Below are 26984 nucleotides of genomic sequence, written 5' to 3' on the forward strand. Positions count from 1 at the left end.
GAAACCCCGGGCATCGTGATGCCCGGGGTTTGCGGAAGCGGCGCCTCAGACCAGACGTTCGGCCGCGGCGGCCACCCGTTCGTCGGTCGCGGTGAGGGCGATGCGCACATGTTCCGGCGAGCGCGGACCGTAGAAATCGCCAGGGGCGGCGAGGATTCCGCGCTCGGCGAGCCAGTCCAGAGTGCGCCGGCACGCCTCGCCGCGGGTGGCCCACAGGTAGAGCCCCGCGTCGGAGTGATCGATGCGGAAACCGGCCTGCAGCAACGCCTTTCGCAAGATGTCGCGGCGCGCGCGGTACCGTTCGCGCTGCCGGGCCTCGTGCTCGTCGTCGTTCAGGGCCGCGGTCATCGCGGCCTGGATCGGGAACGGCAGCATCATGCCCGAGTGCTTGCGCACCTCGAGCAGTTCGGCGACCAGTTCCGGGTCGCCGGCGACGAAGCCGGCGCGGTAGCTGGCCAGATTCGAGGTCTTCGACAGCGAGTGGATCGCCAGCAGACCGGTGTGGTCGCCGTCGCACACGCGCGGGTCGAGGATCGAGAGCGCCTCGCCCTCCCAGGTCAGGCCCAGGTAGCACTCGTCGGAGGCGACGATGGCGCCGCGCTCGCGCGCGAACGCGACCACCTTGCGCAGATGCTCGAGCCCGAGCACCTTGCCGGTCGGGTTCGACGGGGAGTTCACGAAGATCAGGGCCGGATTCTGCGGCCCGATCTGGGTGAGACCGTCGGCCCGCCACGGCTTCGCGCCGGCCAGCAGGGCGCCGACCTCGTAGGTCGGATACGCGATCTCGGGGATCACGACGAGATCCTCGGCACCGAGCCCGAGCAGGCGCGGCAGTCCGGCGATGAGCTCCTTGGTGCCGATCACCGGCAGCACCGCCGCCGGGTCGACGCCGGTGATCCCGAACCGGCGCGCCATGGCGGCCACGGCCGCGGCGCGCAGTTCAGGGGTGCCGTGCGTGGTCGGGTAACCGGGCACCTCGGCGACCGAGTTCAACGCCACCTGGATCAGCGGGTCGACCGGGTCGACGGGCGTGCCGACCGACAGGTCGACCAGCCCACCGGGGTGCGCGGCCGCCTTCTGCTTGACCGCGGCGATGGTGTCCCAGGGAAAATCGGGCAGCAGGGAGCTGACCCTCATTCTTCGGCCATGGGGGGCAGCGCCTTGATGAACGGCGGGTCGTAGTCGACCACACCGACCTTGGTGGCGCCACCGGGCGAACCGAGCTCGTCGAAGAAGTCGACGTTGGCGTTGATGTAGCCGCTCCACTGGTCCGGGGTGTCGTCCTCGTAGAAGATCGCCTCCACGGGGCAGACCGGCTCACACGCACCACAGTCAACGCACTCGTCGGGTTGGATGTACAGCATGCGGCCACCCTCGTAGATGCAATCCACGGGGCATTCCTCGATGCACGCCTTGTCCTTCACGTCAACGCACGGTTCAGCGATGATGTACGGCACTGCCGTTCTCCTAGTCTGTCCTCACCTGCGGTGGTACTCCGCCACCCGAAACCCTATCCCGAGACCACACCTCAGTCCCAGGTCAGCCTGCCCTAACTCACGCTCTCGATCAGCCGATCGAGAGCGGCAGCGGCGCCGGTGCCGCGTCCACCCGGCCGTAGACCGTGGTGCGCTGTCGCACCGGGCGACCGATCCCCTGCGCGACCTCGGCCAGTTCGGCCACGGTCTTGGCCGACCCGTGCTGGGAACCGGCCATCCGGGAGATGGTCTCCTCCATCAGGGTGCCACCCAGATCGTTGGCGCCGCCGGTGAGCATCACCTGGGTTCCGACTGTGCCGAGTTTCACCCAGCTGGTCTGGATGTTGTCGATGCGGCCGTGCAGCATGATGCGCGCGAGCGCGTGCACCGCGCGGTTGTCCCGGTTGGTCGGACCCGGCCGCGCCGCGCCCGCCAGGTAGAGCGGGGCGCTCTGGTGCACGAACGGCAGCGGCACGAACTCGGTGAACCCGCCGGTCTCGTCCTGGATGCCGCGCAGCACCCGCAGGTGGCCGACCCAGTGCTTCGGATTGTCCACGTGGCCGTACATCATCGTCGAGCTCGACGGGATGCCCAGCTGGTGCGCGGTCGTGATCACCTCGATCCAGGCCGAGGTGGGCAGTTTGCCCTTGGTGAGGACCCAGCGCACCTCGTCGTCGAGGATCTCCGCGGCGGTGCCGGGGATCGAGTCGAGTCCGGCCTCCTTCAGCGCGGAGAGCCAGTCGCGGATGCTCTGGCCACCCCGCGAGGCGCCGTTGACGATCTCCATCGGGCTGAACGCGTGCACGTGCATCCCGGGGACGCGGGCCTTGATCGCGCGCACCAGATCGGCGTACCCCGTCACCGGCAGTTCGGGGTCGATGCCGCCCTGCATGCAGATCTCGGTGGCGCCGTCGACATGGGCCTCCCAGGCGCGGTCGGCGACCTCGTCGGTGCTGAGGGTGAACGCGTCGGCATCGCCCTTGCGCTGGGCGAACGCGCAGAACCGGCAGCCGGTGTAGCAGATGTTGGTGAAGTTGATGTTGCGGTTCACCACGTAGGTGACGTCGTCCCCGTTGACCTCGCGGCGCAGCGAATCCGCCAGCGCCGCAATGGCGTCCAGGTTCACCCCGTCGGCGGTGGCCAGGGTCAGGTACTGGTCGTCGGTGAGCCCGGCCGGGTCGCGCTCGGCCGCGCGCAGGGCCTCGAGCACCTCGGAGTCGAGCCGCTCCGGCGCGGTGGTGGCCAGGTCGCGGGCGTGTTCGCGGATGGTCTCCCAGTCACCGAACGCGCCGACGACCTCCTGGCCGAGCCCGGAGTCGCTGCGGCTGTCGGTGTTGCGGCCCTCGGTGTCGATGGCGGTGTTCAGGTCGACGCGGCCCGCCGAGTCCCACGACTCGTCCGGCTCCTGCCACGGCAGGCCCACCGGCAGCGCGTCGGGACGCGCCAGCCCGGTCGCCGGGTCGGTGAGCGCGGCGACGTGCGCGCCGATGCGCGGATCGATCCACGGATGCCCGGCGCGCACGTACTTCGGATGCGCGGAGGTGCGCTCGACCAGGGTGTAGCCGGCGGACTCGGTGATCTCGCGCAGGGTGTCCAGGTTCGGCCACGGACGTTCGGGGTTGACGTGGTCGACGGTGACCGGGGAGACCCCGCCCCAGTCGTCGATGCCCGCGTCGATCAGCGCGCGGCAATCGCTGTGCGAGACCAGGTTCGGCGGCGCCTGCACCGGCACGTCGGGGCCGAGCAGCAGGCGCGTGACCGCCACCGCGGCCAGGAACTCCTCGACCCCGGCGTCGGGCGTATCGCGCATGGCCGTGTCGTCCTTGGCGCGGAAGTTCTGCACGATCACTTCCTGGATGTGCCCGAACTCGCGGTGCTGACGGCGGATCGCCATGATCGACTCGGCGCGCTCGGCCATGGTCTCGCCGATGCCGACCAGGATGCCGGTGGTGTAGGGCACCGAGAGCCTGCCCGCGTCGGTGATCGCGCGCAGCCGCACCGCCGGGTCCTTGTCGGGGCTGCCGTAGTGGCACTGGCCCTTCTCGGTGAACAGCCGGGTCGAGGTGGTCTCGAGCATCATGCCCATCGACTGCGCGACCGGCTTGAGCCGCGCGATCTCGGCCCAGCTCATCACGCCGGGATTCAGATGCGGCAGCAGCCCGGTCTCCTCGAGCACCAGGATGGAGACGGCGCGCAGATAGTCCAGGGTGGAGTCGTAGCCGCGCTCGTCGAGCCACTGCGCGGCCTCGGGCCAGCGGTCCTCCGGCCGGTCGCCCAGGGTGAACAGGGCCTCCTTGCAGCCCAGCGCCGCGCCCTGGCGGGCTATCTCGAGTACCTCGTCGGGTTCGAGGAACATGCCGTGACCCTCGGCGCGCAGCTTGCCCGGCACCGTCACGAACGTGCAGTAGTGGCACTTGTCGCGACACAGGCGGGTCAGCGGGATGAACACGTTGCGCGAATAGCTGATGGTGCGTGGGCGGCCCGCGGATTCCAGGCCCGCGTCACGGACCCTGGCCGCGCTGGCGCACAGGTCGGCGAGATCGTCGCCGGTGGCGTGCAGCAGGACGGTGGCCTCGTCGACATTCAAGGTGACGCCGTCACGGGCCCGGCGCAGGGCCCGGCGCAAGGCGGCGGGCGTCGGCGGCGGCAGTGGAACGCTCGGCAGCGGAAGGTCGGTCACCCCGTCGATCATGCGCTACTTCTTTCCGGAACGTGCGGTCGGCTGGTCACGGACCCGTGGATGGGCGTGCGGCGGACGTCCCCGTCGCCACCACAACCCACTGGGCGACCGCGCGTATTCCCGAGCGGGGAGAACTCGACCCGCCCGCATGCCACGATGGATCCATGCCGTTGCCGCGCTCCACCATCCTGGCCGAACCGGCCTGGCGTCCGAGTTCCAAGGCCAAACTGCTGTGGGCGGTGGAGAACGCGATCGCGGTTCTCGTGCTGTGCGCGCTGCTCGTGGTGTGGGTCGTGCTCGACGCCGAGCACCGCGGCTGGCAGGTGGCCGCGGCCGTGGCGCTGGTCGTGCTCGCGGTGGGCGGGGTGGTCGTGGTGCCCCTGTGGCGCTACGCCGTGCACCGCTGGGAGGTCACCGACGAGGCCGTGTACACGCGGGTCGGGTGGCTGGATCAGGAGTCGCGGGTCGCGCCGATCTCGCGGGTGCAGACCGTCGACACCGAACGCGGGCCGCTGGAGCGGATGCTGGGGCTGGCGACGGTCACCGTCACCACCGCGTCCTCGGCGGGCGCGGTGAAGATCAGCGCGCTCGATCTGCCGGTCGCCGAGCAGGCCGTCGCGCGGTTGGCCGCCATCGCCGCCCAGCACCGCGGAGACGCCACGTGAGCGCACCGGGCGCCGAGCAGCTCGAATGGCAGCGGCTGGATCCGCGCATGCTGCTGGTGTATCCGGTGACCGAGGTCGTGAAATACATTCCGGTGCTGCTCGGTTCGATCATCGTCGGCACCACCAGCGGCAATCCGCTGTGGGGTCTGATCCCGGTCCTGTTCGTCGCCGCGGCCGGTGTGGCCAGGTACTTCACCACCTCCTATCGCGTCGACGCCGATCACGTGCGCCTGCGCACCGGCATCATCCAGCGCAAGACCCTGTCGGTGCCGCGGCCGCGGATCCGGTCGGTGGACGTCGAGGCCGACCTGCTGCACCGGGTGCTCGGCCTCGCGGTGCTCGAGATCGGCACCGGCGCCCAGGCCGACAAGGGCGAGGGCTTCAAACTCGACGCGCTCGACACCAGCCGGATTCCCGCCCTGCGCGCCGAATTGCTTTCCCACACCGGCCAATTCACGCCGGGCACGTCCGCCGAGGACGCGGCGCCGCACGTGACGCGTCCCGACGCCGCGACGGAATCGGGACGCGAGATCGGGCACTGGCGCGCCGCCTGGGTCCGGTACGCACCACTGTCGCTGACCGGCCTCGCCGTCGTCGCACCGATCGCGGGCCTCGGCGCCCAGTACGGGCTCATCGACGTGGTGTCGAATTCGGCGCCGGTGCGCCATCTCGGCGATGACAGCGTGTCGATCGTAGTGATCGTGATCGCCGGACTGCTGCTGTTCTCGCTGACCCTGGTGAGCGCGGCCGCGTGCGCGCAATACCTCGCCACCTGGTTCGGCCTGCGCGTCATCGACAACGGCGCCACCCTGCATCTGCGCCACGGCCTGTTCACCACCCGTCAGATCACCCTCGACCTGGCCCGCTTCCGCGGCGCCACCCTCAACGATCCCCTCCTGCTGCGGGCAGCCAAGGCCGCCCAGCTGGAGATGATCATGACCGGCGAGAACCCGCGCCAGAAGATCCTCCCCCAGGCCCCGCGCGCCGCCGTCGAACGCACTCTCGACGAATTGCTGCGCACCCGCCGCCGCCCGGACGCCCCGGCGAAACATGATGCGCCGCAGCCGATCACCGGGGCCACGCTGGGGACGATCGAGCTCGTGCGACACGGTCCGGCCGCGCATCGCAGGCGGTTCACCAAGGCCGCGTGGCCGGTGGGCGGGGTGGTCGTGGCGCTGGTGGTGCTCGCCGTGGTGACCGGGCCGTTGCCGATCGGGGTGTGGGCGATTCCGGTGGTGTTCGCCGTCGCCATGGCGGCGCTGGCCGAGGACCGGTATCGCAGTCTCGGCCATCGAGTCCTGCCCGGCAGCGCCGGGCCGACCTGGCTGATCACCCGCCGTGGCAGCCTCGACCGCAACCGCGACTGCCTCGAGTCCCCCGGCATCATCGGCTGGACCATCCGCCGCACGTTCTGGCAGCGGCGGGCGGGCCTGGCCACCGTGGTCGCCGCCACCGCGGCGGGCAAGAAGGCGTACCTGGTCGACGACATCCCGTTCGACCAGGCCGTCGCCCTCATCGAGGCCGTTTCCCCCGGCCTGCAGGGCAGCCGCTGATCAGGCGTCGTACTTGGCGAACGGCAGGCCGGTGCCGGTGGTGATCAACCGCGGCAGGCTTTCGGTGATGTAGTGGGTCCAGCCGCGCGAGCACGCGTCGAAGCACTCGGATTCCGCGGCGGTCAGGCCCTTGTGCGTGAAGTGCAGGGTCGTGCCCGTCCGGTCCGCGGTGATCTCGAAGACGACATCGGTGCCGGTCCACTCGTCGCGGTCGTCGACGAAGCTGAGGTCGGAGTCGACGACGTGCCAGACCACGCGCTCGCCCGGCACCACCTCGGTGATCCGGAACCGGCTGAACCGGATGCCTTCCTTGTTCGTCCGCGCGGTCTCGCCCGCGTAGTGGATGTCGTCGGTGAAGACGAACTCGTCGCCGACGGCGGCGGTGTCACCGATGACGTTCCGGTTCCACCAGCCGCGCACATCGGTGACGGCGGCGAAGACCTCTTCCGGCGACTTGCTCACCGACATCGTGGCGCTCAGGTACTCGGTGTTCGACATTGTTCTCGCCTTCCTCTCGGGTGGTTTTGCCCCACCGACGAAGGAGAACCCGCGGGATGGACATCGGCGCGAAAAAACTTCCGCGACATTTCGGGCAGCGGACGCGTCAGCAGCCGCGGAGGCGTTCTCGCAGGTAGCGACGCTCGGCATCGGTGGGAGCGAGTTCCAGCGCCGCCACGTAGGCCGCCGCGGCTTCGGTGAACCGACCGGCGCGCCGCAGGAGATCGCCACGGGTCGCGGGCAGCAGGTAGTAGCCGTCGAGACGGCCGGACTCGGCGAGCGCGTCGACGAGGGCGAGGCCCGCGGCGATTCCGTCGGCCATCGCCACCGCCACGGCGCGATTGAGATCGACCACGGGCGAGGGAGCCCTGCGCGCGAGTTCGCCGTAGAGGACCGCGATCTGCGGCCAGTCCGTGGCGGCCGCGTCGGGGGCGGTGGCGTGGCAGGCGGCGATCGCGGCCTGCACCTGATACGGGCCGGGGCGACCCATGGCCAGCGCCTCGTCGAGCGTCCGCACTCCCTCGGCGATCAGCGCGCGATCCCAGCGGGATCGGTCCTGGTCCTCCAGCGTGACCAGCACACCGTCGTCGGTGCGGCTGTCGCGGCGGGCCTCGAGCAGCAGCATGAGGGCCAGCACGCCCCGCGCCTCGGGTTCGGTGGGCAGCAGCCGAACCAGCACGCGCGCGAGATGGATGCCCTCTGCCGTCAGTCCGCGGGTTCCGTCCTCGTCGTCGTAGCCCTGGTTGAAGATCAGATAGAGCACGGCCAGGACGGAATGCAGCCGCTCCGGCAGCAGTTCCGCCGGCGGCACGCGGTAGGGAATGCCCGCCTCGGCGATCTTGCGTTTGGCGCGCACCAGCCGCTGCGCCATCGTGGCCTCGGCGGTCAGGAACGCCTTGGCGATCTCGGCGGTGCTGAGGCCGGCCAGCGTGCGCAAGGTGAGGGCGACCCTGGCCGGGAACGGCAGCGCCGGATGACAGCAGGTGAAGATCAGCCGCAACCGCTCGTCGGGAATGGCGTCGGACGGGGGCTCGAGCGGGTCACGGGCCAGCACGGCGAGCTGGCGCAGCTTCGCGGCCGCGGCCGTGTCCCGGCGGAGCCGGTCGGTCGCGCGGTTGCGCGCCGTCGTCGTGAGCCAGGCGCCGGGACGGCTCGGCACCCCGTCCCGCGGCCAGGTCGTCAAGGCGGCGGCGAACGCCTCCTGCGCGCAGTCCTCCGCGAGATCCCAATCCCCGGTGTACCCGATCAGGGTCGCGACCACCTGACCCCACTCGTCGCGATACGCCGCGGCCACCGCCGCGCGAACCGCTTGTGGCGCGGTCATTCCCAGACGGGGCGGATCTCGACGCAACCCCGGCGCGCGTACGGATGACGCGCCGCGATGGCGATCGCGTCGTCCAGATTCGCGCAGTCGATGATGTCGATCCCGCCGACGAAGTCCTTCGTCTCCGCGAACGGCCCGTCGGACACGAGCGTCTCGTCGTCGCGCACGCGCACGGTCGTCGCGGTCGCCACCGGGCGCAGGCGCGCACCGCCGAGGCTGGCCCCGCGCCGCGCCACCTCGTCCGCGAATTCCTGATACGCCGGATCGGCGGCGATCTCCTCCATGGCGGGCGAAGCCGTCTCGTCGTCGCAGATCAACAACACGTACTTCATGCCGCCATCATGCCCGACCCGCCGAACCCGATCCAGCGCCGACGAAGCATCGGGCCAGGTCGAGCGGCGTGTTCCGCCTGCCCGGCCCGGCCCGATGCCGGTGTGCGATCAGCCGTCAGACAGTCGCCTTCGCCGGCTCCGTCTCCGGCTCGCCCGCAACGACTTTCGCGTCGCGCATGAGGATCACCGCGAGCACGGCGGCGGCCACCGAAGCCAGGGCGCCGACGCCGAAGGTCACCTGCATCGCGGTGCAGAAGGCGTCGCGAGCCAGGCCGATGACGGTATCGTCGCCGGTGCCGATGGCGCCCGCGATCGACTCCCTGGCCGCGCTCGGCGCCGAGTCCGGCATCGCACCGGCGAAGGTGCCCGCCAGGATCGCGCCGAGCACCGCGACACCCAGCGCGGCACCCGCCTGCTGGATGGTGTCGTTGAGTGCCGAGCCGACGCCGGCGTGATCCTCCGGCACCGCGCTCATCAGCGCGCCGATCGCGACGGGCATGGCCAGACCGCCACCGGCGCCGAGCAGCGCCATCGCGACGGCGGGCAGGGTGAAGCTCGCCCCCGCGTCGAGGGTGGCCAGGACCGCGAACCCGCCCGCGATGACGATCAGCCCGGCGATGGTGACCAGCCGCGGCCCGACCTTGCCGACCAGCAGCGCGCCGCAGGCGTTGGCGATGAGCAGGGTGATCGCCATCGGCGTGAAGGCGAGCGCGGTCCGCATCGGCGAGTAGTCGAGCACGAACTGCAGGTACTGGGTTAGCACGAGCACCAGACCGCCGTTGGCGAAGGTCACCAGGACCAGCGAGAAGCTCGAACCGGTGAAGGTGCGGTTGCCGAACAGCTGCAGCGGCACCATCGGCTCGGCGGTGCGCGTCTCCCGGAACACGAAGGCGCCCAGCGCGATCAGGGTGACGGCGAATCCGGCCAGCACCCCGCGATCGGTCCAGCCCGAGTGCGGCACCGAGATGATCGTCCACACCAGCGCGGTCATGCCGAGGATCGAGGTCAGCATGCCGGGGAAGTCGGGCTTGCGCCACGGGCCCTTGGACTCGGGCATCAGCACCAGTGCCGCGACGATCGCGACGACCACGATCGGCACGTTCAGCACGAACACCGAGCCCCACCAGAAGTGGTCGAGCAGCACACCACCGATGACCGGCCCGCCGACCATGCCCACCGTCGCCACGGCACTCCACGCGCCGATCGCCTTGGGGCGCTCCTCGTCGTCGAAGACGGTGATCAGGATCGAGAGCGTGCTCGGCATGATCAGCACTCCACCGATGCCCATCAGCGCCCGGCCCGCGATCAGCAGCTCCGGGCTGCTCGCGTAGGCGGCCAGCAGCGACGCGGCGCCGAAGAGCACCAGGCCGATCACCATCACCATCCTGCGGCCGAAGCGGTCGGACAGGCTGCCCGAGGTGAGCAGCAAGCCGGCGAAGACCAGCAGGTAGGCGTCGATGATCCACTGGATCTGCTGCGAGCTCGCGCCGAGATCGGTGGCGATCTGCGGGATCGCGACGGTGAGGACCATGTTGTCCACGACCAGCACGAGCGAGCTCAGGCACAGCACGATCAAGATCAGCCAGCGGCGGGGATCGCGGGGCGCTCCGCCCGCGGACGTCGGGTCCATCTCGGTCTCCTCTCGAAGTTCTCCGCACACCGTGCGGCGTTGTCGAACACTGTACGGCTGCCGCACAATGTGCGCAATAGGAACAGTGTTCGGGCACCGTACAGTGTTCCTACAGGGGCTATGCTGTGCGGAAAGGACCAAGCACAGGAGGCAGCGGATGGAGATCGCATCGGTATGGACCAGGCCTGCGCGGGAACGGCGCGATCAGCCCGCGCTGAGCCGGGACCAGATCGTGGCCGAGGCGATCGCCCTGCTCGACGCCGAAGGCTTCGACGCGCTGAGCATGCGCAAGCTCGGCGCCCGGCTCGGCGCCGGGGCGACCTCGCTCTACACCCACGTCGCCAACAAGGACGAACTCCTCGAACTGGTCGTCGACCAGGTCATCCGCGAGGTGCCGTGCCCGGAGCCCGACCCGGCGCGGTGGCGTGAGCGGGTGCACGCGCAGGCCGACGGCCTGCGCGCGACGCTGCTGGCGCATCCGTGGATCAGCATCGTCTTCAGCAACACGGCGCTGACCTACCTCGGCCCGAACATGATGCGGCTCACCGATTCCATGCTGGCCGTCGTGGAGGCGGGCGGCTTCGACGACGAGACCGTCGACGTCACGACGAACACGCTGTTCCGGTTCATCATGGGCTCCACGAGCAACGATGCCGCCATGCTGATGACGGTCACCCGCAGCGGCCTACCGGCCGAGCAGTGGGTCGACAAGGTGATGACCGCGAGCATCGCGGCCTCGACCGCGTACCCGCGACTGCACCGCCGCTATGTCGAGCAGCGTCCGCAAGTGATGGCGGAGGCGAAGGCCGGACAGCTGAGCCTGTTCACCCAGGCCGTCGATCTGATCCTGGACGGCGCGGAGACCCGCAGCGCCTGAGTTGCCTCAGCTCGACCGCGCCGCACCGGAATTGGCGCGGTAATACAGATACGCCATGGGCGCCAGCACACCGCAGGCGAGCAGCAGCAGGGTGCGCCCGTCGCTGGCGAGCATCACGTCACCGCCGGGCCCACGCGAGGAGCAGACGAGAAAACCGAAGACCCACACCACGATCGGGGCGAAGGTGAAGCCGACTCGATCGGTCACCGACTCCATGCCGTACACCAGCGCCACATTGATCGGCGCCGCCAGCAGCGCCGCGACCGGCAGCGCCACCGCGCCGACGTAGAGCGGCAGGAACAGCACCTCCACCGCCAGGGTGATCAACGCGTCGACGAACAGCAGCGTGACGATCAGCGCCGTGATCACCGGTTCCAGGCGAGACGGCACCCGCATCCGCAGGACGGCGGTCGGCGCGGGCTGATCGGAGTCGGTCACCATGGGGCGAGTGTATTCGGCGGCGCGCGACGCTCCGGGTGGCCGTGTCGCCGGGCGGGTCAGTCGAGACCGGCGAACAGGTCGTGTTCGAAGCCGTCCGCACCGACCGCACCGCGCGTGCCACGCACCAGGGTGAAGTGCTCCTCGGGCAGCACCGGCAGCGCGATGTTGTTGGACAGCGCGAACTCCCGGCCGCTCGGCGCGACGGTCACCTGGGTGGCGTGCGCGCGCATGGCGGCGCGTTTGGCGGCGAGCGCGTCGGAGACGTCGACCACGGTGGTCACCCCCGTCGTCGACATCGCCGCCAGCTCCGCCTCCACCGGCAGCCGCCAGCCCGCGGGCAGCGCGCCCGGCAGCTCGTCGACGGTGCGGCGGGCCAGGGCGGCGGTGTGCTGGCGCAGCAGGTCGCCGTCGGCGACGGTCCAGTAGAACTTCGGGACGTCCCAGCCCCGCTCGGCGGCCGCCGCCACGGCCGCGGTGGTGATCTCGTGCGCGCGGATGTGATCGGGGTGGCCGTATCCACCGCGCGGGTCGTAGGTCACCACGACGCGAGGGCGCAGCTCCAGCAGCACCGCGACGAGCTCCTCGACCGCGGCCGCACCGGAATTCACGAAAGCCCTGGGGTTGCGCGCCGACGGCGTGCCCGCCATGCCGGAATCGCGCCAGCGGCCCGCCCCGCCGAGGAAGTACGGCTCGCCCGCGTCCAACGCCGCCAGCGCCGCGGTGAGTTCGGCGATGCGATAGCCACCGAGCTGATCGGCCTCGCCGGCGATCAGCCCCGCCCAGCGCTCGCCGATGACCTCGCCCTCCTCGCCGAGCGTGCAGGTCACCACGGTGACCGGCACGCCACGGCGGCGGTAGTGCGCGATGGTGCCGCCGGTGGTGAGGGTCTCGTCGTCGGGGTGCGCGTGCACCAGCAGCAGTCCGCCGGTCTCGCGATCGGTCATGGGAGCCTCCGCCATTGCGCCGTGTCACCGAAGATGCCCACCTGGATCGCGCCCGAGAGCGAGACGCCGTCGACCCGGGGGCCCGCCGCGGCGACGACGTTGTCCTGCACGATCGGCAGCACCGTCGACAGCTCCCACAGCCGGGGTTCGGCCTCGGCCAGCACCCGCGGCACGTCGACGCCGCGCAGCGCCTCGTCGATCGAGGGTTGCAGACCGGGATCGCAGACGCCGCCGAGATTGCTCGGCGCCTGGCGGTAGGCCTCGGCGGCGGCGAGCACCTTGCCGTCGGCGCCGGGGACCTCCGGCGGCGGGCAGCCGTAGCGGGAGGCCAGAACGGTGGCCGGATCGTCACCGGCCAGTTCCCAGCCGACGATCGCGTCGACGCTCGATTCGGTGAGGTCCTTGCCGTAGAGCTCGTCGGCTGCCAGGCCGCGCACGCTGGCATCGATACCGGCACTGCGCAATTGGTCGGCGGCGGTGTTGGCCACGGCCAGGGCGGTGGTGTCCTCGGCGACGGCGCCGATCCGCACCGACAGACCCTTGCCGTTGCGGGCGACCGAACGCGGTTGCGGCGCGGGCGACGTGGGCGAGCCGGTCTTGGGAGCCTCCGGCGCGCGGCCGAATCCGGCCTCGGCCAGCAGGGCGAAGGCCTCGTCGGTGCTCGGCCGCGGCGGGGCGGTCGGCACATAGCCCAGGCTCGACGGCGGAAGTACTTGCGCGCGTGCGGGTTCCACCCAGCCACCGGTCTGCGCGCCGACGGTGGCCAGCAGCGCGGGATCGAGCAGGGCGAGCACCGCCTTGCGCACCCGCGCGTCGGCGAGGTCGCCGGAGCGGCCGTTGAGCGCCAGTTGCAGCTCGCGCGCCTGCGGCATGATCGTGGTGCGCACCGACGGGATCGCGGCCAGCTGCGCCTGCGTCGCCACGCCGCCGTGCACCAGCGCCATCTGCGCGTCGCCGGTGCGCAGCGATTCGGCCAGCTGGGAAGGGGTTCCACCGCGGCGGAACAGGATCTGGTCGGGCGCGGCCGGCGTGCCCCAGAAGCGGTCGTTGCGTTCGAGCAGGATCTCGTCGCGGCCGCGGTCGACCGACTTGATCGTGAAGTTGCCGCCCGAGACCGGAATCCGGTCGACGAGCCCGCTGGTGAACCCGCCCGGCGAATCCTTCACCAGGTGCGAGGGCAACAGATTCGAGAACAGTTCGCGCCACGCGGGATACGGCTGGGTCAGTGTGACGGTGACCGTCTTGCCGCCGCCGGAGGACGCCACGTCCGAGATCAGCCGATAACCTGCCGGATCCACCACGCCGGGCTGGGTGGTCATCTGCTGCCACAGGAACCGGAAGTCCTCGGCCGCGATCGGGGCGCCGTCGGACCAGTTGGCCTGGTTGCGCAGCGTGTAGGTGATCGTGAACGGCTCCTGCGCCGTCAGGTCCGCCGACTCGATGAGCGAGGTGTCGGGCACCCGGTCGACCACGCCGGGCTGCGCCGGATTCGGCACCGGGCGGAAGGGACTCGGCAGCACCATCGAACTCACCGCGTTGGTCGCGGGCGACTGATCCGAGCGCAGATGCGGGTTGAAGCCGATGCCGATGTCGTCGATCGCCACCACGACGGTGTTCTTGCCCGGCTTGGCCTGGGTGGTCTTGGGCGAATCGGTGCTCTCGATCGGCGGTGGTGGATTCGCGGTGCAACCGGCGAGGACCGCCGTCGAGGCCGTCATCGCCATCACCGCCACGCGCCACCTCGCGCGTCTGACCCCCGAGCTCACTCTGGCACCCTACCTCGCCCATCTGTGCGGAGCCCGGCACCGGACTCCGTGGAAAACGACAGTGGGACGGTACCGAAGTACCGTCCCACTGTCAGAACTCGATCAGGAGTTGCTCACCGCGCGGTCGCGGGCCTTGCGGCGCGACAGCTCGCGGGCGCGCTCGTTGGCGCCGAGCACCACCTTGCGCACGCGGACCACCTCGGGGGTGACCTCGACGCACTCGTCGGCGGCACAGAACTCCATCGCCAGCTCCAGGTCCAGCGCCAGCGGCTTGGCCAGGGTCTCCATCACGTCGGCGGTCGCGCTGCGCATGTTCGTCAGCTTCTTCTCGCGGGTGACGTTGATGTCGAGATCCTCGGCGCGCGGGTTGATGCCCACGACCATGCCCTCGTAGGTGTCGGCGCCCGGCTCGACGAAGAACTGACCGCGGTCGGCCAGCTGGATCATCGCGAACGGGGTGACCGTGCCCGCGCGGTCCGACACCAGCGAACCGGTGTGGCGGGCGCGGATCTCACCGGCCCACGGCGCGTAGCCGTGGGAGACGGCGTTGGCGATGCCGGTGCCGCGGGTCTCGGTGAGGAACACGGTGCGGAAGCCGATCAGGCCACGCGAGGGGACGATGAACTCCATGCGCACCCAGCCTGCGGCGTGGTTGCTCATCTGCACCATCTTGCCCTTACGGGCGGCCAGCAGCTGGGTGATGGCGCCCAGGTACTCGTCGGGGCAGTCGATGGTGAGCTCTTCGAAGGGCTCGTGCACCTTGCCGTCGACGGTCTTGGTGACCACCTGCGGCTTGCCGACGGTGAGCTCGAAGCCCTCACGGCGCATCTGCTCGACCAGGATGGCCAGCGCCAGCTCACCGCGGCCCTGCACCTCCCAGGCGTCGGGGCGGCCGATGTCGAGCACGCGCAGCGACACGTTGCCGATCAGTTCCTGGTCCAGGCGCGACTTCACCATGCGGGCGGTGAGCTTGTGCCCCTGCACCCGGCCGACCAGCGGCGAGGTGTTGGTGCCGATGACCACCGAGATGGCGGGCTCGTCGACGGAGATGCGCGGCAGCGCGACCGGATTGTCGATGTCGGCGAGGGTGTCGCCGATCATGATGTCCGGGATGCCCGCGATGGCGACGATGTCACCGGCGACGGCGACCTCACCGGGCTGACGCTCGACACCGATGGTCTGCAGCAGCTCGGTGATCTTGACCTGCTTGGCGCCGTCGGCGTTGATCCAGGTGACGTTCTGGCCCTTGCGCAGCTCACCGTTGTGCACGCGGACCAGGGCGAGACGGCCGAGGAAGGCCGAGGCGTCGAGGTTGGTGACGTGGGCCTGCAGCGGGGCCTCCGGGTTGCCCTTGGGCGCCGGGATGTTGTTCATGAGGACCTCGAACAGCGCGTCGAGGTTCTCGGCGGCGGGCGCCTGACCGTTCTCGGGGCGCTCCTTGGAGGCCTTGCCCTCGCGGCCGGAGGCGTAGAGGACCGGCAGGTCCAGCGCCAGCTCGGCGGCTTCGGCGGCCTCGTCGTCGAGGTCGGAGGCCAGGTCGAGCAGCAGGTCGTGCGACTCCTCGACGACCTCTTCGATCCGGGCGTCCGGGCGGTCGGTCTTGTTCACGACCAGGATCACCGGCAGCTTGGCCGCGAGCGCCTTGCGCAGCACGAACCGGGTCTGCGGCAGCGGGCCCTCGGAGGCGTCGACGAGCAGCACGACACCGTCGACCATGGACAGGCCGCGCTCGACCTCGCCACCGAAGTCGGCGTGGCCGGGGGTGTCGATCACGTTGATGACGGTGACGGAACCGTCGGGATGGTGCCGGTGCACGGCGGTGTTCTTGGCGAGAATGGTGATGCCCTTCTCGCGCTCCAGGTCACCGGAGTCCATGACTCGGTCGACCAGCTCGGCTCGCTCGGCGAACGCGCCCGACTGACGAAGCATGGCGTCGACCAGCGTCGTCTTGCCGTGGTCGACGTGGGCCACGATGGCGACGTTGCGAAAATCGCGTGTAGACGACACGCCTCAATCCTCCTGCTGTTGGTGTATTGGCGCGCATTCAACTGGCATCGCGGCCTGTTACACCCTACCGGTACCGGAGTGGCACGCACGTGTCAGGCCGATTACATGGCGAATGCCCTCGAGGCCCTGCGTGGTTACACTTGCGCTACCGCCTCCGGGCCGCCGTGGACATTCGCAGTACTTAGGCTACGCTAACTCCCATGGGCAAGGTGAAGGCGAAGAAGGTGTCCAGCCTGAAGCCGAAGAAAAAGTGCTGCAGGAAGAAGACGCGCTGCTTCAAATGCCCCGTCGTCATCATGCGGATGAAGAAGGCCGAGGCCGCCGGAGTGTGCGGTAAAGATCTCAAAAAGGCCCTCAAGCACGCACGCGCCGCCTAGGCGCGCCGACGACGGGCGATGCGCGCTGCCCGCGGCAGGCGTAGAACTGCGGGTATGGGTACTCCGAAACCGGCACTGCTCTCCGACCCCGAGATCACCATCGCCCTGGCCACGCTGCCGGAATGGTCCCGCGAGGGCGACGCGATCACCCGAACGGTGAAGGCCCCGACCTTCCTGGACGGCATCGAGATCGTCCGCAAGGTCGCCACCGCCGCGGAGGCCGCCGACCATCATCCCGACATCGACATCCGATGGCGCACAGTACGTTTCACCCTCAGCACGCACTCGGCCGGCGGACTCACCGCGAACGACACCACACTCGCGCACACCATCGACGAGATCATCGGCTGAGCGTCAGGCCGGAACTTCCACCTCGCGCCCGCGGGTCAGGCCGCGCGCCTGCGCCCGCAGGGTGTCGCGGCCGCGCCAGACCAACCAGCCGAGCAACGCGAACACGGTGAGCACGTCGACCGCGCCGAGCCAGGCCAGCGGCCACGGGCGCGGGATCGTCCAGATCGTCGGCTGCGCGAACGACAGCACCCACGGCACGCCGATCACCATCGTGAGCACCCAGAATCCGGCGATCAGCCGGGCGACGCGCTCACCACGCAGGGGCCCGTAGAACAGCCACAGCACGGTCGGGATCAGCCACACCCAGTGGTGCGACCAGGAGATCGGCGAGATCATCAGCCCGAACAGCTGCACCAGCACCAGGGTGCCGAGCCGGTCGTCGGCGTCGAGCGTGCGCCAGGCCAGGAACGCCAGCACCGCGGTGACCAGCACCGCGGCGATCCACCACGGCCCGGATTGCACGTCGTGGCCGAGGATCCGGCTCAGCGCGCCGCGCAGCGACTGGTTCCACACCGAGCCCACCGGGCCGATCCGGTCGGCGTCACCGAGCAGCGTGCCGAAGTAGCGCTTCGCCTCGCGCGCGTTGATGAGGAAGCTCACAGCCACGGTCAGCCCGAACGCCGCCGCCGACCACACCACCGTCGCCCAGCGACGGCGGGCCACGAAGTACAGGCCGGTGATCGCCGGCGTCAGCTTGATGCCCGCGATCACGCCGACGAGCGTGCCCGAGATCCACCACCGGGCGCTGCGCACCGCCAGCATCGCCCCGAACACCAGGAACACATTGACCTGGCCGTAGTCGATCGTCGTGCGGACCGGCTCCAGCCAGACGCCGAGCGCGGTCCAGGCGACCGCCGCGGTGATCCAGCGCGTGCGCCTGGCCCGCTCGGCGCCGAGCAGCAGTTCGAAGCTGATCCGGATGACGCCGTAGAGCGCGGCCACGGTCGCCAGCATCCAGCCCACCGCGACCGCGGTGAACGGCAGATAGTGCAGCGGGAAGAACACCAGCGCCGCGAACGGCGGATACGTGAACGGCAGCGGGAAGTCCGGGGTCTCCTCCGCGTAGGTGAAGTCGTAGAGGCGATCGGTGAGCAGCGACGCCGACCCGTCCACATAGACGTGCAGATCGACGACATTGAGCCCGTTCTCGGCGAACAGCATCCAGGCCAACCGGGCCAGCACGGACAATCCGAGCAGCGCGAGAGCCCATCGGAGGTGTCGGTTCAATGCCAGACTTTCGGTCGTGTGGGTGGCCGTCAGCGCCGCGTCGCGTTGCTTCGATCACCTTAACCGGGCGGGCGCGTACGCCCGCGCGCACGGGTTGACGGGGTGGCGCGCGACACCATCGGTAACATTTGCATCAACATCCCCAGCTGTAACACCGGTCGGGGCTAGCGTCGATGAACACGGTTCGCCTGTTGTTCGCCGCCACGGGCCGGGCGGCTGTACAACACGGCGGCGATGTCCTTAGAGTGACCCCGACATCGAAGGGCTCGACACCCTCGCCCCATTGGCAACACCGAGGTAAGGACGGCTGGACAAGTGCTTCGTAGCCGAGGATCGCGGATCGCAACGACCGCATTCGCCATGGCGGCCGGCGTCATGCTCGTCGCGCCGGCGTCGACCATCGCCGCTCCGGCGCCCGCGCCGCAGGCAGCCCCGATCAGCGTTCCGATGGTGCCAGAGGGCGTCCCCGTCGACGCGCTCGCTGCGTTCGCGCCCGCCGTCGCGGGCCTGATCGCCGGCCCCGCCGACGTCGCCAGCCCGCAGACCGCGCTGCTCGATCAGGCGCGCGCACTGCTCGCCACCCTGAACCTGCCGCCCGCCATCAAGGCGACGCTGGAGCGGATCATCACCTTCCTCGACGGCAGCGGCGGCGGTGGCCCGGAGATTCCGGAGGACGGCCCGGCCATCGCGCAGTTCCTCTACCCCACCATCGGCAAGGGCTGCATCGGTGACGGCGCCGACTCGGTCGGCACCGCGCTGGCCGTCGCCGGTCCCGCGCAGCTGCCCCCGCCCGGCCCCGCCGCCGGACAGGCCGGTTTCGTGTTCACCGCGCTCGGCACCAAGGCGCCGACCCCGAACCAGAACCCGCCGATGACGGTGCAGTGGCTCAACATCGACACCCGCCAGTCGGCCGTGCAGACGCTCACCGACGAGGCCAAGATCAACCCCGGCGGCCCGGCCACCCTGTCGGCCATCGCGAACACCGGCCACGGCCGCGTAGTCGCCGTCGTCTCCGGTTCGCTGACCACGCAGGCCGAGGGCGCCGCCCCGCGCACCTGCAACTTCCTGCCGACCCTGGGCTTCTTCACCGTCTAGGTGTAAACCGAGAGGTACCAACCTTCGTCAGGAATGAGGTATCTCGTGATCCGAGCCATCCGATTTCGCGAGGACATGGGTAACTCCCCGGGGAACTCCAGCTGCGGCAGCTCGATCGACCGGCGGCCCGGTCGCGAACGGGATGCCTTCCCGCGACCGGCAAAAGTCGCGGGGAGGCGGGGGAGTTCGATTCGGAGCCGGAAGTCGAGCCGGTCCATTCTTTCGTATCGGTCCGAGGGCTCGATTCTGTCGATCGGCTCGGCCTATTCGATCCTCTCGATCGGCAGCGTCGGCTCGGTGCTGTCCGTCGGCTCGGTCGGCTCGTTCGGGTCGCTGATCTCCTCCGGCTCGTTCGCGAGCATCGGCTCGGCGCTGTCGGGCCTGTCCCGGTGGTCGCTGCTGTCCTGGCGCGGCGTGCTCGCCGAGCCCGAGGGGCGGCCGACGCTGCGGGTCGTGCCCGACGACGAGCCGGATATGCGGGTCGCCGGGGCGACCTGTCACTGCCAGACCTAGCGGGTCACCACTGGCCGTAGTCCTCGGCCAACGCGTTGTTCAGATCGATGCCGACACCGTCGATCGCGCGCTCATCGATCTCGAACTGGTGCAGGTGCGCACTCGGGTGCACATAGCCGTCGGGGGTGCCCCAATCGTGTTGCCAGAACCAGGAACCCAGGCCCGCGTCGATGGCGCGGTCGATGGTCGGGGTGTTGGCGTAGATGCCGACGAGATCGGGGCCGAGGACCGCCTGCCAGCCCTCGATGTAGGGCGCGATCATCTCCTCGAACTCCTGCTCGCTCGGGTTGTCGTCGATGGAGGCGTAGATCGGCGCGGTGTCGGGGCCGCCCGCCGCGGAGTGCAGGGCCCAGCCGCGTTCGGCGTGCTGCTTGCCCGCTTCCAGGCCGCCGCGCCAGTCCGCCGTCGGGCCCTTCCCGAACTGGTAGTTCGACACGATCGACAAGCCGTGCCGCCACAGATCCTCGACCTCGGCGGCCAGCAGCGGCTTGCCCGCCATCCACTCCGCGCCGGGACGGCGATCGGAGACGTAGCGGATCACCCCGATGTGCCCGGCGGCCTTGATGGCCGCGGCCGACGGCACGCCGGCGGCGTAATCGATGAGGGTGCCGAGGGTTTGCGCGCGGGCGGGCGCGCTGGACAGCCCGAGGCCGACCGTGGCCGCGGCGGCCGCGAAGCCGAAGAACCCACGCCGGGTCACCGGAACAGAACGCATCTCAGGACTCCTTCGCGCAACCCGACCCGCAACCGGCAGCGTGCCCGGCGCGCCTTCCCCGATCCCGCGCGCCGGGAGCCTCGAACGTTCACTCATTGCACCACAACCACACAGGAACCGCTAGAACCAAAGGTCACATTCGTCCCAGTGGTCACACGAGAGTCAGGTGGCCCCGTCGATCGCGGCGCCCACGTCGATGGTGCGGCCCGTCGGATCGGCCAGCTCGGTGCTGACCACGGCGACGACCTGCGCCACCACCTGCTTCTTGATCCCGGCCAGCCGGGCCAGGGTCGCCGCGCGCAGCCCCTTCGCGGTGAACTCCAGGGAGATGTCCTCGAGCGCGGGCGGCGGCACGTCGATCACGATCTGCAGCGGCTCGGCCGCCCTGGCCGTGAGGACCAGCGGAATCCGCAGGTCGGCGCGGTAGTGATTCGCCTTGAGCACGTCGACGGTGATGTCGAGACCGACGGGCAGGGTCATGTCGAAGACGCGTGGCGCACCCGGCTCGCCCAGGCCGCGGTCGGTGACCCGCGGCTGCTCGATGGCGCCGCGCACGGTGACCGTCGCCGCGCCGCGCGGGCCCTCGGACAGCGGTCCCACGGCGATCTGACTGCCCGCCATCTGCGCGACCACGTCGTGTACCCGGTCCCTGGTGACGATCCTGGTGAAGAACCGGAGGCCGAATTCGCGGAAGTCGATCCACTCGAAGACGGTGTCGTTGCGGTGTGGCGAGCGGTATCCGTCCAGGATCGCCTCGATGTCGAAGACCCGCTCGGAACGGACCTTGGGATCGCCGACGATGGCGTTGACGCGGTTGGCGACCTCGCGCTGCACCAGTCCGGCGATCGGGTCGAGCAGCATCTCCCACGCGGTGTCGATGGCCTCGGCACGCAGCGTGAAGCTGACGTCCTTGGCGGTCACCGGGGCCACGTCGATCACCACGAGCAGGGGTTCGGCGGTGCGCGCGTGCAGCGTGAGCCCGATCTCCACCACCGCGGCCAGCTTCAGCTTGCGCCCGCCGAGCACGAGTTTCACGGCCAGGGTGAGCGGGATCCGGACGCCGAAGGCCAGCGCGTCACCGGGGTTGCGCGTCACCACCGGGGTGCCGAGGGCGCCCTCGGCCGCGAAACCGGCCAGCCCGGCCGGGCCCAGCGAGAACGGCCCGATCTGGACGCCGCGCCCGGTCATCCCCGACACGGCCGCCGCGATCCGCTCCTCGGTGACGGCGTAGGTGACGAAACGTTCGCCGAAATCGGCATACTCGATCCACATCGGGTCTCGCCGTGCCTCCTCGGTCACCTTCGCGCGCACCCAGCCATCGTGGCACAACGCCTCCGTCCTGCCGATGAGGGGGAAGCAGGACGGAGGCGCGCCAGTGGCGCTGCCGGGCGCCACCAACTCCATGGTACGGGCACCCGCCTGGTACCGCCGTCCAGGAGCTGAGCAGTTGTCTTGAGCGACAATCGATTTCAGAAACGCCCGTAGCCGACGAGATCAGCGGTCTCCGACACGTCGATGGTGCGGACCCGCACGGCGCCCATCTCGTTGCCGCCGATCGTGGTGATCTCGTCGCCGTCGGCCTTCAGCACGATGTTGGTGTGCTGCCCCAGCGGACTCGACGGCCCGTACAGCACGACATCACCGAGGCGGGGCCGGTAGCCGACGTCGCCGGGTGTGAATCGGCCGACCTTCTGGTAGTACTCGGTCAGCGTGTAGACGCCCGGAATCCGCCAGGAGCCGGAGTTCGGATTGGCCAGCGGGCGCCCCGCCTCGCGCATGGTCCAGCTGACGAAATCGGCGCACCAGGCCTCTTCGACGCCCTCGGCGTACTTCGTCCCGGCGCCGGGGTTCTCGTACTCCCTGCGCAGCACCTCGACCAGGGAGAGCTGCTGTTCGTCGAGGTGTTCGGAGTCCAGCGCGGGGAACGGCTCGCCCCAGTCGTGCTGCCACCAGACCAGTCCGACGACGACCACCGCGGTCGCCGCGAGGAATCCGGAGATGCCGAGCACCCACCGGCCGAGCCGGCCCGTCGGTTCCTGAAGTTGCGTCATCGCCCCCCACTTTCGATCTGTCTTCTGCACTCTAAGACGAACCGGAAGCGTTGGCGGTTCCCGGAAGTGTGCTCCGGAGCGGGCCGGGTGGGCTATCGAGTACCGGGTGGACCCCTGCGCCACCCGGGCATCGGCTCGCTACCGCGCTCTCGGCGCGCACTGCGTGCGTGCCGTCCCCTCCGGCGACGTCCACGCACGGGGCGCGGACGTGGTCTCGAACACGTACCGCTCCGGAACACACTGACCCGACCAGCGCACGGTCACCCTGCGCCGAACCGGCTGCCGTGCGATCATCCGCCCGGCTGTGAGAATTTTTGCTAACGCTTTACTGTCGGTCAAGCTAGACGACTGTCCCAATTTGTCCCAGCGACGCCACGAGGAAGGTGCCATGGAGGACCCGCATCCGCCGATCGCGCGCTACCTGCGCGAACGCCGCGAATCGCTGGGTCTGACCAGGGCGGCGCTGAGCACGGTCGCCGGGGTCTCGCCGGGTCTGATCCAGAAGATCGAGCAGGGCACCCGTCCGCCGACCCTGGGGGCGCTGCTCGCGCTGTGCGCCGCCCTGCAGATACCCGAGCCCTTCCGGGACCACCTGGTGTCGCTGTCGCTGCAGTCCTTCCCCACCTTCGACGTCCACGCGGTCAACCACGCGTGGACCCGGCAGTTCCCCGGTTTGGTCCCCGGCACGACCCTGCTCGAATGGATGCTCCTGGATCCGGTGGGCCGCACCCGCCGCACGGCATCGACAATCCCGAACTGCTCGTCCGCCACGTCGACACCGGCGAGCCGACCGCGCTCGCCCTGCACAATCTGGACTTCGGACTGCCGCGACGCCCGTGGGCTCTGGTCCTCATGGTGCCGCGACCCGACGGCTGACCCCGGCCCCTTCCCCCACAGACCGAGAAAGAGGATCATCGCGACGTGGAGAATCCACACCCGCCCATCGCACGCTACCTGCGCGAACGCCGTGAGTCCGCGGGGCTGACCCGCGCCGCGCTCAGTGCCGTGGCCGGGATCTCGCCCGGGCTCATCCAGAAGATCGAGCAGGGCACCCGCACCCCAACCTTGGAGGCGCTCGGCGCGTTGTTCGACGCGCTGAGCGTGCCCGAGGCGATGCGCGATCATCTCGTCTCCCTCTCGATCAGCAGCCGCTACGACCCCGCGGCGACCCCGCTGGTCCGTCCCGCCGATCAGGTGCTGCTCGACGGGATCACCCATCCGGCCAGCCTGCAGATGCACCCCACCTTCGACGTGGTGGCCACCAACGCCGCCTGGCGGCTGCTGTTCCCCGGGCTCGACACCGGGATGTCGATGCTCGAGTGGATGCTGCTGGACCCGCGCGCCAAGGTCGCGCTGATCGACTGGGAGCAGCAGGTGCACATGTGCGTGTACGCCTTCCGGCTGATGGGCCCCGGCCTGGCCACGCAACAGCGGCTCGGCGAAATCATCGAGTCCTGCGAACGCGCGCCGGAGTGGACGAAGTTCTGGACGAGCGAACCGGCCTTTCCCAGCAACACCGACGACCCCCTGATGTACTTCCGCGACCCGCTCACCGGCGCGACCACCGCGATGACGGTGCACTCCCTCGGCGCGTCCCTGATCCCCCGCCGCGAGTGGTCCCTGGTCGTCTACGCGCCGAAGCGGGTCGAGGACTGATCCCCCCGCTTCAGCGGGTCGTCCATTCGCCGCCGTTGACGGCGACGGTCTGTCCGGTGATCTGGCGGGCGCCGGGCGAGGCCAGGAAGCGCACGGTGGCGGCGATGTCGGCGGGCGCCCCGGCGCGTTTGGTCATCGCCGCGTCGAGCAGGGCCGCTCTGCGCTCGTCGGTGAGGTTGTCCCGGAAGAACTCCGTGTCGGCGACATAGCCCGGCGAGACGATGTTCGCGGTGATGCCCTCGGCGCCGACCCGGCGAGCCAGGTCGACATTCCATGACGCGACGGCCGCCTTCGCCGCGCCGTACGACCCCGCGCCTTTGTCCGCGGCGATCGAGCCGATGGTGATGACGCTCGACCCGCTCGGCATGGCGGGGAGCAGCGCCGTCGTCATCAGCACCGCGGTCAGCAGATTGCTGTCCAGGTTCCGCCGCCACGCCTCGGCGACCTCACCCAGGTTTCCGGGGGCAGGGTGATCGAAATCGGTGTTCCCGCCCGCGTTGTTGACCAGCACGTCGACGGCGCCTACCGCCCGCGCCACGGCGGCGGTCTGTTCGGGGTCGGTCCCGTCGAGCGTGATCGCCCGGACAGCGCCCTCGATCTCCTTCGCCGCCCGTTCGAGGACGTCCCCGCGTCGGCCCGTGATGACGACATCACAACCGTCGGAAGCGAATCCGGCGGCGATCTCGCGGCCGATCCCTGTGCCCCCACCTGTCACGACAACAGTGCGCATACTGCTACCTCCTGTTACGTTTAGACCTAAACGAGCGTAGCAGGAGGACCCGTGGCCGACGCAATACCCAACGACCCCGTCGACGCGATCGCCGCGGCCTGGGAGCGGGAACTCCCGGGCGTACCGGTGCGCTCCATCGGCATCGTCACCCGGGTGTGGCAGATCGCGAAACTACTCGGCGACGACCGCGCCCGGCTCCTGCGGGCCCGTCAGGCCGACACGGCCACGCTCGATCTGCTGTCGACGCTGCGCCGCCACGGCGAGCCGTATCGGATGACGACCCGCGAGTTGGCGGCGGCCTCCCTCATCACCGCGGGCGCGATCACCCAGCGCGTGGACCGCGCCGAGGCGCAGGGACTCGTCGTCCGCACCGGCCGTCCGGACTCACGGACCGTCGACGTCGAGCTCACGCCACTCGGGCACGCCGCCGTCGACGATCTCGTCACCGCCGTGCTGACGCGGGAGTGCGAGCTGCTCGACGGGATCTCCCCCGACGAGCAGGCCCACCTCGAAGACACGCTACGGCTGCTCCTGCGGCATCTCTCGACAGCTCTCGGCGCCGATTCCCGCCCCGGACACGTCGGCCATCGCGAGCGGGGTTGACGGGCTACTCGGCCTTGCGGGCCGGGATGCAGAGGGTGAGCGCGATGGCGACGACCGCGCCCGCGATCGCGATGTAGAAGGCGGTGCGGAAGCCCTCGAGCGAGGGCAGGGTGTGCGGGCCGAGCCGCATCGTCATGTGCGCGAGGACCACGCCCATCACGGCGGCCGAGGTGGAGGTGCCCACCGAGCGCATCAGCGAGTTCAGGCCGTTCGCCGCGGCGGTCTCGGTGATCGGCACCGCACCCATGATCAGCGCGGGCATGGCCGCGTAGGCGAGGCCCACACCGCCCGCCACGATGATCCCGGCCACCACGATCTGCCAGACGCTGTCCATGAACACCACCGCGAAGAGGTAGCCGAGGCCGATCACCGCCGAGCCGACCGCCAGGGTGAGCTTGGGCCCCTTCGCCGCCGACAGCCGCGCCGAGACGGGCGAGAGCAACATCATCACCAGACCGCCCGGTGCCATCGCCAGGCCGGCGACGACCATCGTCAGGCCGAAGCCGTAGCCGGTCTCCTTCGGCGCCATCAGCAGCTGTGGGAAGGTCAGCGACATGCCGTAGAGCGCGAAACCCACGGCGATGGAGGCCATGTTGGTGAACAGCACGCGCGGTCGCGCCGAGACCCGCAGGTCCACCAGCGGCGCGGATTGCCGCAGTTCATAGAAGCCCCAGAGCAGGAAGCTGACCAGCGAGGCGGCGAACAATCCGAGGATCGACGGGCTGCCCCAGCCCCAGTCCGCGCCCTTGGTGATGCCGATCAGCAGCGTGAGCAACGCGATCGAGAGTCCGATCGCGCCACCGAAATCGAAGCGCGACGGCGTGCGCACCGGCGACTCGGGGACGAAGACGAACACCAGCACCGCGCAGACCACACCGAGCCCGGCCGCGGTCCAGAACAGCATGTGCCAGTCCGCGTTCTGCGCGATCACCGCGGCGAACGGCATGCCGACCGCGCCGCCGACACCGAGCGTCGCGCTCATCACGGCCATCGCGCCGCCGACCTTCCCGGCGGGCAGCTCATCGCGCATGATGCTGATGCCCAGCGGAATCGCGCCCACCGCGGCGCCCTGTAGCGAACGGCCGACGATCTCGGGCAGCAGCGAGGAGAAGCTCGCGCAGATCACCGAGCCGACGATCATGAAGCCGAGATTGGCGACGAGCACCAGCCGCTTGCCGAACATGTCGCCGAGCTTGCCCGCGATCGGGGTGGAGACCGCGCCTGCCAGCAGCGTCGCGGTGACCACCCAGGAGGCGTTGGACGCCGAGGTGTTCAGCAGCGTCGGCAGCGACGGGATGATCGGGATGACGAGCGTCTGCATGAGCGAGACGACGACACCGACGGTGCTGAGCACCGCGATGAGCACGGCAGGCGTGACGCCGCGTGTTTCAGGGGTGGCCGGCGTGACGTCGGCAGTGGATACAGACACGAATATGTACAGTACATACCATGTGTATGGTGCACAATTTGGCGT

The 26984-nt window shown here is 70.0% G+C and carries 27 protein-coding genes and 1 pseudogene; 11 read left to right on the top strand and 17 right to left on the bottom strand.

The features are described from left to right. Positions 1-45: 45 nt before the first annotated feature. From dapC to DFR69_RS07195, 3 genes are all read right to left on the bottom strand, one after another. Positions 46-1137: a succinyldiaminopimelate transaminase gene (gene dapC / locus DFR69_RS07185; RefSeq protein WP_110036614.1), complete on the bottom strand. Its 1092-nt coding sequence runs from the start codon at positions 1135-1137 to the stop codon at positions 46-48. Beyond that, complete coding sequence (gene fdxA, locus DFR69_RS07190; RefSeq protein WP_110036615.1) at positions 1134-1457, bottom strand: ferredoxin; 324 nt, start codon at positions 1455-1457, stop codon at positions 1134-1136. Before fdxA ends, dapC begins: the two co-directional genes overlap by 4 nt. A 109-nt stretch (positions 1458-1566) precedes the next feature. Continuing rightward, the gene (locus DFR69_RS07195) at positions 1567-4167 is read right to left on the bottom strand and encodes a bifunctional FO biosynthesis protein CofGH (protein WP_110036616.1); all 2601 of its coding nucleotides are present in this window, start codon (positions 4165-4167) and stop codon (positions 1567-1569) included. A 152-nt stretch (positions 4168-4319) separates the two neighbouring features. On the opposite strand from DFR69_RS07195, the gene DFR69_RS07200 reads away from it, so the two are divergent. After that, a complete protein-coding gene (locus DFR69_RS07200) occupies positions 4320-4820 on the top strand; it encodes a PH domain-containing protein (RefSeq protein WP_110036617.1) in 501 nt (166 codons plus the stop codon). 47 nt (positions 4821-4867) lie between these two features. Next, positions 4868-6373, top strand: a complete 1506-nt coding sequence (locus DFR69_RS07205) for a PH domain-containing protein (RefSeq protein WP_110036889.1) — start codon at positions 4868-4870, stop codon at positions 6371-6373. Here DFR69_RS07205 and DFR69_RS07210 read toward each other — a convergent pair whose 3' ends face one another. The 4 genes from DFR69_RS07210 to DFR69_RS07225 all read right to left on the bottom strand — a co-directional run bounded on the left by DFR69_RS07210 (position 6374) and on the right by DFR69_RS07225 (position 10157). Continuing rightward, entirely contained in the window at positions 6374-6871 is a 498-nt protein-coding gene (locus tag DFR69_RS07210) for an SRPBCC family protein (protein WP_110036618.1), read from the bottom strand. A 106-nt stretch (positions 6872-6977) separates the two neighbouring features. Next, positions 6978-8195, bottom strand: coding sequence for an RNA polymerase sigma factor (locus DFR69_RS07215; RefSeq protein ID WP_110036619.1), 1218 nt, complete (start codon positions 8193-8195; stop codon positions 6978-6980). Then, the gene (locus DFR69_RS07220; protein ID WP_110036620.1) at positions 8192-8527 is read right to left on the bottom strand and encodes a YciI family protein; all 336 of its coding nucleotides are present in this window, start codon (positions 8525-8527) and stop codon (positions 8192-8194) included. The genes DFR69_RS07215 and DFR69_RS07220 overlap by 4 nt, the downstream gene beginning before the upstream one ends. A 115-nt stretch (positions 8528-8642) precedes the next feature. Then, a complete protein-coding gene (locus tag DFR69_RS07225; RefSeq protein ID WP_110036621.1) occupies positions 8643-10157 on the bottom strand; it encodes an MFS transporter in 1515 nt (504 codons plus the stop codon). Between the two features lie 157 nt (positions 10158-10314). Here DFR69_RS07225 and DFR69_RS07230 point away from each other — a divergent pair, with 157 nt between their 5' ends. After that, on the top strand, positions 10315-11034 hold the full coding sequence (locus DFR69_RS07230) for a TetR/AcrR family transcriptional regulator (RefSeq protein WP_110036622.1): 720 nt from the start codon (positions 10315-10317) through the stop codon (positions 11032-11034). 6 nt (positions 11035-11040) lie between these two features. On the opposite strand, the gene DFR69_RS07235 is transcribed toward DFR69_RS07230, so the two are convergent. The 4 genes from DFR69_RS07235 to typA all read right to left on the bottom strand — a co-directional run bounded on the left by DFR69_RS07235 (position 11041) and on the right by typA (position 16192). Next, a complete protein-coding gene (locus tag DFR69_RS07235; RefSeq protein ID WP_110036623.1) occupies positions 11041-11475 on the bottom strand; it encodes a hypothetical protein in 435 nt (144 codons plus the stop codon). A 56-nt stretch (positions 11476-11531) separates the two neighbouring features. After that, the gene (gene mshB, locus DFR69_RS07240) at positions 11532-12419 is read right to left on the bottom strand and encodes an N-acetyl-1-D-myo-inositol-2-amino-2-deoxy-alpha-D-glucopyranoside deacetylase (protein ID WP_110036624.1); all 888 of its coding nucleotides are present in this window, start codon (positions 12417-12419) and stop codon (positions 11532-11534) included. Then, positions 12416-14137: an ABC transporter family substrate-binding protein gene (locus DFR69_RS07245; protein ID WP_279629842.1), complete on the bottom strand. Its 1722-nt coding sequence runs from the start codon at positions 14135-14137 to the stop codon at positions 12416-12418. The genes mshB and DFR69_RS07245 overlap by 4 nt, the downstream gene beginning before the upstream one ends. 150 nt (positions 14138-14287) lie before the next feature. Further along, positions 14288-16192: a translational GTPase TypA gene (typA, locus tag DFR69_RS07250; RefSeq protein ID WP_110036625.1), complete on the bottom strand. Its 1905-nt coding sequence runs from the start codon at positions 16190-16192 to the stop codon at positions 14288-14290. Positions 16193-16392: 200 nt separating this feature from the next. On the opposite strand from typA, the gene DFR69_RS34355 reads away from it, so the two are divergent. Both DFR69_RS34355 and DFR69_RS07255 read left to right on the top strand, forming a co-directional pair. Further along, positions 16393-16569, top strand: coding sequence for a hypothetical protein (locus tag DFR69_RS34355; protein ID WP_167456179.1), 177 nt, complete (start codon positions 16393-16395; stop codon positions 16567-16569). A gap of 54 nt (positions 16570-16623) precedes the next feature. Continuing rightward, positions 16624-16920 (top strand): 4a-hydroxytetrahydrobiopterin dehydratase, encoded by a 297-nt coding sequence (locus tag DFR69_RS07255; protein WP_110036626.1) that lies wholly within the window; start codon positions 16624-16626, stop codon positions 16918-16920. Positions 16921-16923: 3 nt separating this feature from the next. Here DFR69_RS07255 and DFR69_RS07260 read toward each other — a convergent pair whose 3' ends face one another. Beyond that, complete coding sequence (locus tag DFR69_RS07260; protein ID WP_244198131.1) at positions 16924-18147, bottom strand: mannosyltransferase; 1224 nt, start codon at positions 18145-18147, stop codon at positions 16924-16926. Positions 18148-18507: 360 nt separating this feature from the next. On the opposite strand from DFR69_RS07260, the gene DFR69_RS07265 reads away from it, so the two are divergent. Together DFR69_RS07265 and DFR69_RS07270 are read left to right on the top strand one after the other, a co-directional pair. After that, a complete protein-coding gene (locus DFR69_RS07265) occupies positions 18508-19242 on the top strand; it encodes an Rv1157c family protein (RefSeq protein ID WP_233000571.1) in 735 nt (244 codons plus the stop codon). A gap of 189 nt (positions 19243-19431) precedes the next feature. Next, complete coding sequence (locus DFR69_RS07270) at positions 19432-19755, top strand: hypothetical protein (protein WP_110036891.1); 324 nt, start codon at positions 19432-19434, stop codon at positions 19753-19755. 4 nt (positions 19756-19759) lie between these two features. On the opposite strand, the gene DFR69_RS07275 is transcribed toward DFR69_RS07270, so the two are convergent. From DFR69_RS07275 to DFR69_RS07285, 3 genes are all read right to left on the bottom strand, one after another. Then, entirely contained in the window at positions 19760-20470 is a 711-nt protein-coding gene (locus DFR69_RS07275; RefSeq protein WP_110036629.1) for a DUF1906 domain-containing protein, read from the bottom strand. Between the two features lie 162 nt (positions 20471-20632). Continuing rightward, the gene (locus tag DFR69_RS07280) at positions 20633-21781 is read right to left on the bottom strand and encodes a hypothetical protein (RefSeq protein ID WP_244198132.1); all 1149 of its coding nucleotides are present in this window, start codon (positions 21779-21781) and stop codon (positions 20633-20635) included. A gap of 158 nt (positions 21782-21939) precedes the next feature. After that, positions 21940-22521: a CHAP domain-containing protein gene (locus tag DFR69_RS07285; RefSeq protein ID WP_110036630.1), complete on the bottom strand. Its 582-nt coding sequence runs from the start codon at positions 22519-22521 to the stop codon at positions 21940-21942. Between the two features lie 388 nt (positions 22522-22909). Between DFR69_RS07285 and DFR69_RS35100 the strand changes: the two are divergent. From DFR69_RS35100 to DFR69_RS07295, 3 genes and pseudogenes are all read left to right on the top strand, one after another. Further along, positions 22910-23056, top strand: a pseudogene (locus DFR69_RS35100) (helix-turn-helix domain-containing protein); the annotation flags it as partial. Between the two features lie 164 nt (positions 23057-23220). After that, the gene (locus tag DFR69_RS35105; RefSeq protein WP_244198164.1) at positions 23221-23397 is read left to right on the top strand and encodes a hypothetical protein; all 177 of its coding nucleotides are present in this window, start codon (positions 23221-23223) and stop codon (positions 23395-23397) included. Between the two features lie 45 nt (positions 23398-23442). Continuing rightward, entirely contained in the window at positions 23443-24177 is a 735-nt protein-coding gene (locus DFR69_RS07295) for a helix-turn-helix domain-containing protein (protein WP_110036631.1), read from the top strand. A gap of 10 nt (positions 24178-24187) precedes the next feature. Here DFR69_RS07295 and DFR69_RS07300 read toward each other — a convergent pair whose 3' ends face one another. Beyond that, on the bottom strand, positions 24188-24907 hold the full coding sequence (locus tag DFR69_RS07300; RefSeq protein WP_110036632.1) for an SDR family NAD(P)-dependent oxidoreductase: 720 nt from the start codon (positions 24905-24907) through the stop codon (positions 24188-24190). Positions 24908-24958: 51 nt separating this feature from the next. Between DFR69_RS07300 and DFR69_RS07305 the strand changes: the two genes are divergently transcribed. Then, a complete protein-coding gene (locus tag DFR69_RS07305; RefSeq protein ID WP_110036633.1) occupies positions 24959-25510 on the top strand; it encodes a MarR family winged helix-turn-helix transcriptional regulator in 552 nt (183 codons plus the stop codon). Between the two features lie 4 nt (positions 25511-25514). On the opposite strand, the gene DFR69_RS07310 is transcribed toward DFR69_RS07305, so the two are convergent. After that, positions 25515-26939, bottom strand: a complete 1425-nt coding sequence (locus tag DFR69_RS07310; RefSeq protein ID WP_373867003.1) for an MFS transporter — start codon at positions 26937-26939, stop codon at positions 25515-25517. Between the last annotated feature and the right edge of the window lie 45 nt (positions 26940-26984).

Source organism: Nocardia neocaledoniensis, from assembly GCF_003182135.1.
Taxonomy (GTDB): Bacteria; Actinomycetota; Actinomycetes; order Mycobacteriales; family Mycobacteriaceae; genus Nocardia; species Nocardia neocaledoniensis.

What these genes read in the sequence shown, in the direction of transcription:
- dapC (WP_110036614.1), bottom strand. Translation starts at nt 1,137, where the DNA reads ATGAGGGTCAGCTCCCTGCTGCCCGATTTTCCCTGGGACACCATCGCC.
- DFR69_RS07195 (WP_110036616.1), bottom strand. Translation starts at nt 4,167, where the DNA reads ATGATCGACGGGGTGACCGACCTTCCGCTGCCGAGCGTTCCACTGCCG.
- DFR69_RS07200 (WP_110036617.1), top strand. Translation starts at nt 4,320, where the DNA reads ATGCCGTTGCCGCGCTCCACCATCCTGGCCGAACCGGCCTGGCGTCCG.
- DFR69_RS07205 (WP_110036889.1), top strand. Translation starts at nt 4,868, where the DNA reads ATGCTGCTGGTGTATCCGGTGACCGAGGTCGTGAAATACATTCCGGTG.
- DFR69_RS07210 (WP_110036618.1), bottom strand. Translation starts at nt 6,871, where the DNA reads ATGTCGAACACCGAGTACCTGAGCGCCACGATGTCGGTGAGCAAGTCG.
- DFR69_RS07215 (WP_110036619.1), bottom strand. Translation starts at nt 8,195, where the DNA reads ATGACCGCGCCACAAGCGGTTCGCGCGGCGGTGGCCGCGGCGTATCGC.
- DFR69_RS07220 (WP_110036620.1), bottom strand. Translation starts at nt 8,527, where the DNA reads ATGAAGTACGTGTTGTTGATCTGCGACGACGAGACGGCTTCGCCCGCC.
- DFR69_RS07225 (WP_110036621.1), bottom strand. Translation starts at nt 10,157, where the DNA reads ATGGACCCGACGTCCGCGGGCGGAGCGCCCCGCGATCCCCGCCGCTGG.
- DFR69_RS07230 (WP_110036622.1), top strand. Translation starts at nt 10,315, where the DNA reads ATGGAGATCGCATCGGTATGGACCAGGCCTGCGCGGGAACGGCGCGAT.
- DFR69_RS07235 (WP_110036623.1), bottom strand. Translation starts at nt 11,475, where the DNA reads ATGGTGACCGACTCCGATCAGCCCGCGCCGACCGCCGTCCTGCGGATG.
- mshB (WP_110036624.1), bottom strand. Translation starts at nt 12,419, where the DNA reads ATGACCGATCGCGAGACCGGCGGACTGCTGCTGGTGCACGCGCACCCC.
- DFR69_RS07245 (WP_279629842.1), bottom strand. Translation starts at nt 14,137, where the DNA reads ATGACGGCCTCGACGGCGGTCCTCGCCGGTTGCACCGCGAATCCACCA.
- DFR69_RS34355 (WP_167456179.1), top strand. Translation starts at nt 16,393, where the DNA reads ATGGGCAAGGTGAAGGCGAAGAAGGTGTCCAGCCTGAAGCCGAAGAAA.
- DFR69_RS07255 (WP_110036626.1), top strand. Translation starts at nt 16,624, where the DNA reads ATGGGTACTCCGAAACCGGCACTGCTCTCCGACCCCGAGATCACCATC.
- DFR69_RS07265 (WP_233000571.1), top strand. Translation starts at nt 18,508, where the DNA reads ATGGCGGCCGGCGTCATGCTCGTCGCGCCGGCGTCGACCATCGCCGCT.
- DFR69_RS07275 (WP_110036629.1), bottom strand. Translation starts at nt 20,470, where the DNA reads ATGCGTTCTGTTCCGGTGACCCGGCGTGGGTTCTTCGGCTTCGCGGCC.
- DFR69_RS07285 (WP_110036630.1), bottom strand. Translation starts at nt 22,521, where the DNA reads ATGACGCAACTTCAGGAACCGACGGGCCGGCTCGGCCGGTGGGTGCTC.
- DFR69_RS35105 (WP_244198164.1), top strand. Translation starts at nt 23,221, where the DNA reads ATGGATGCTCCTGGATCCGGTGGGCCGCACCCGCCGCACGGCATCGAC.
- DFR69_RS07300 (WP_110036632.1), bottom strand. Translation starts at nt 24,907, where the DNA reads ATGCGCACTGTTGTCGTGACAGGTGGGGGCACAGGGATCGGCCGCGAG.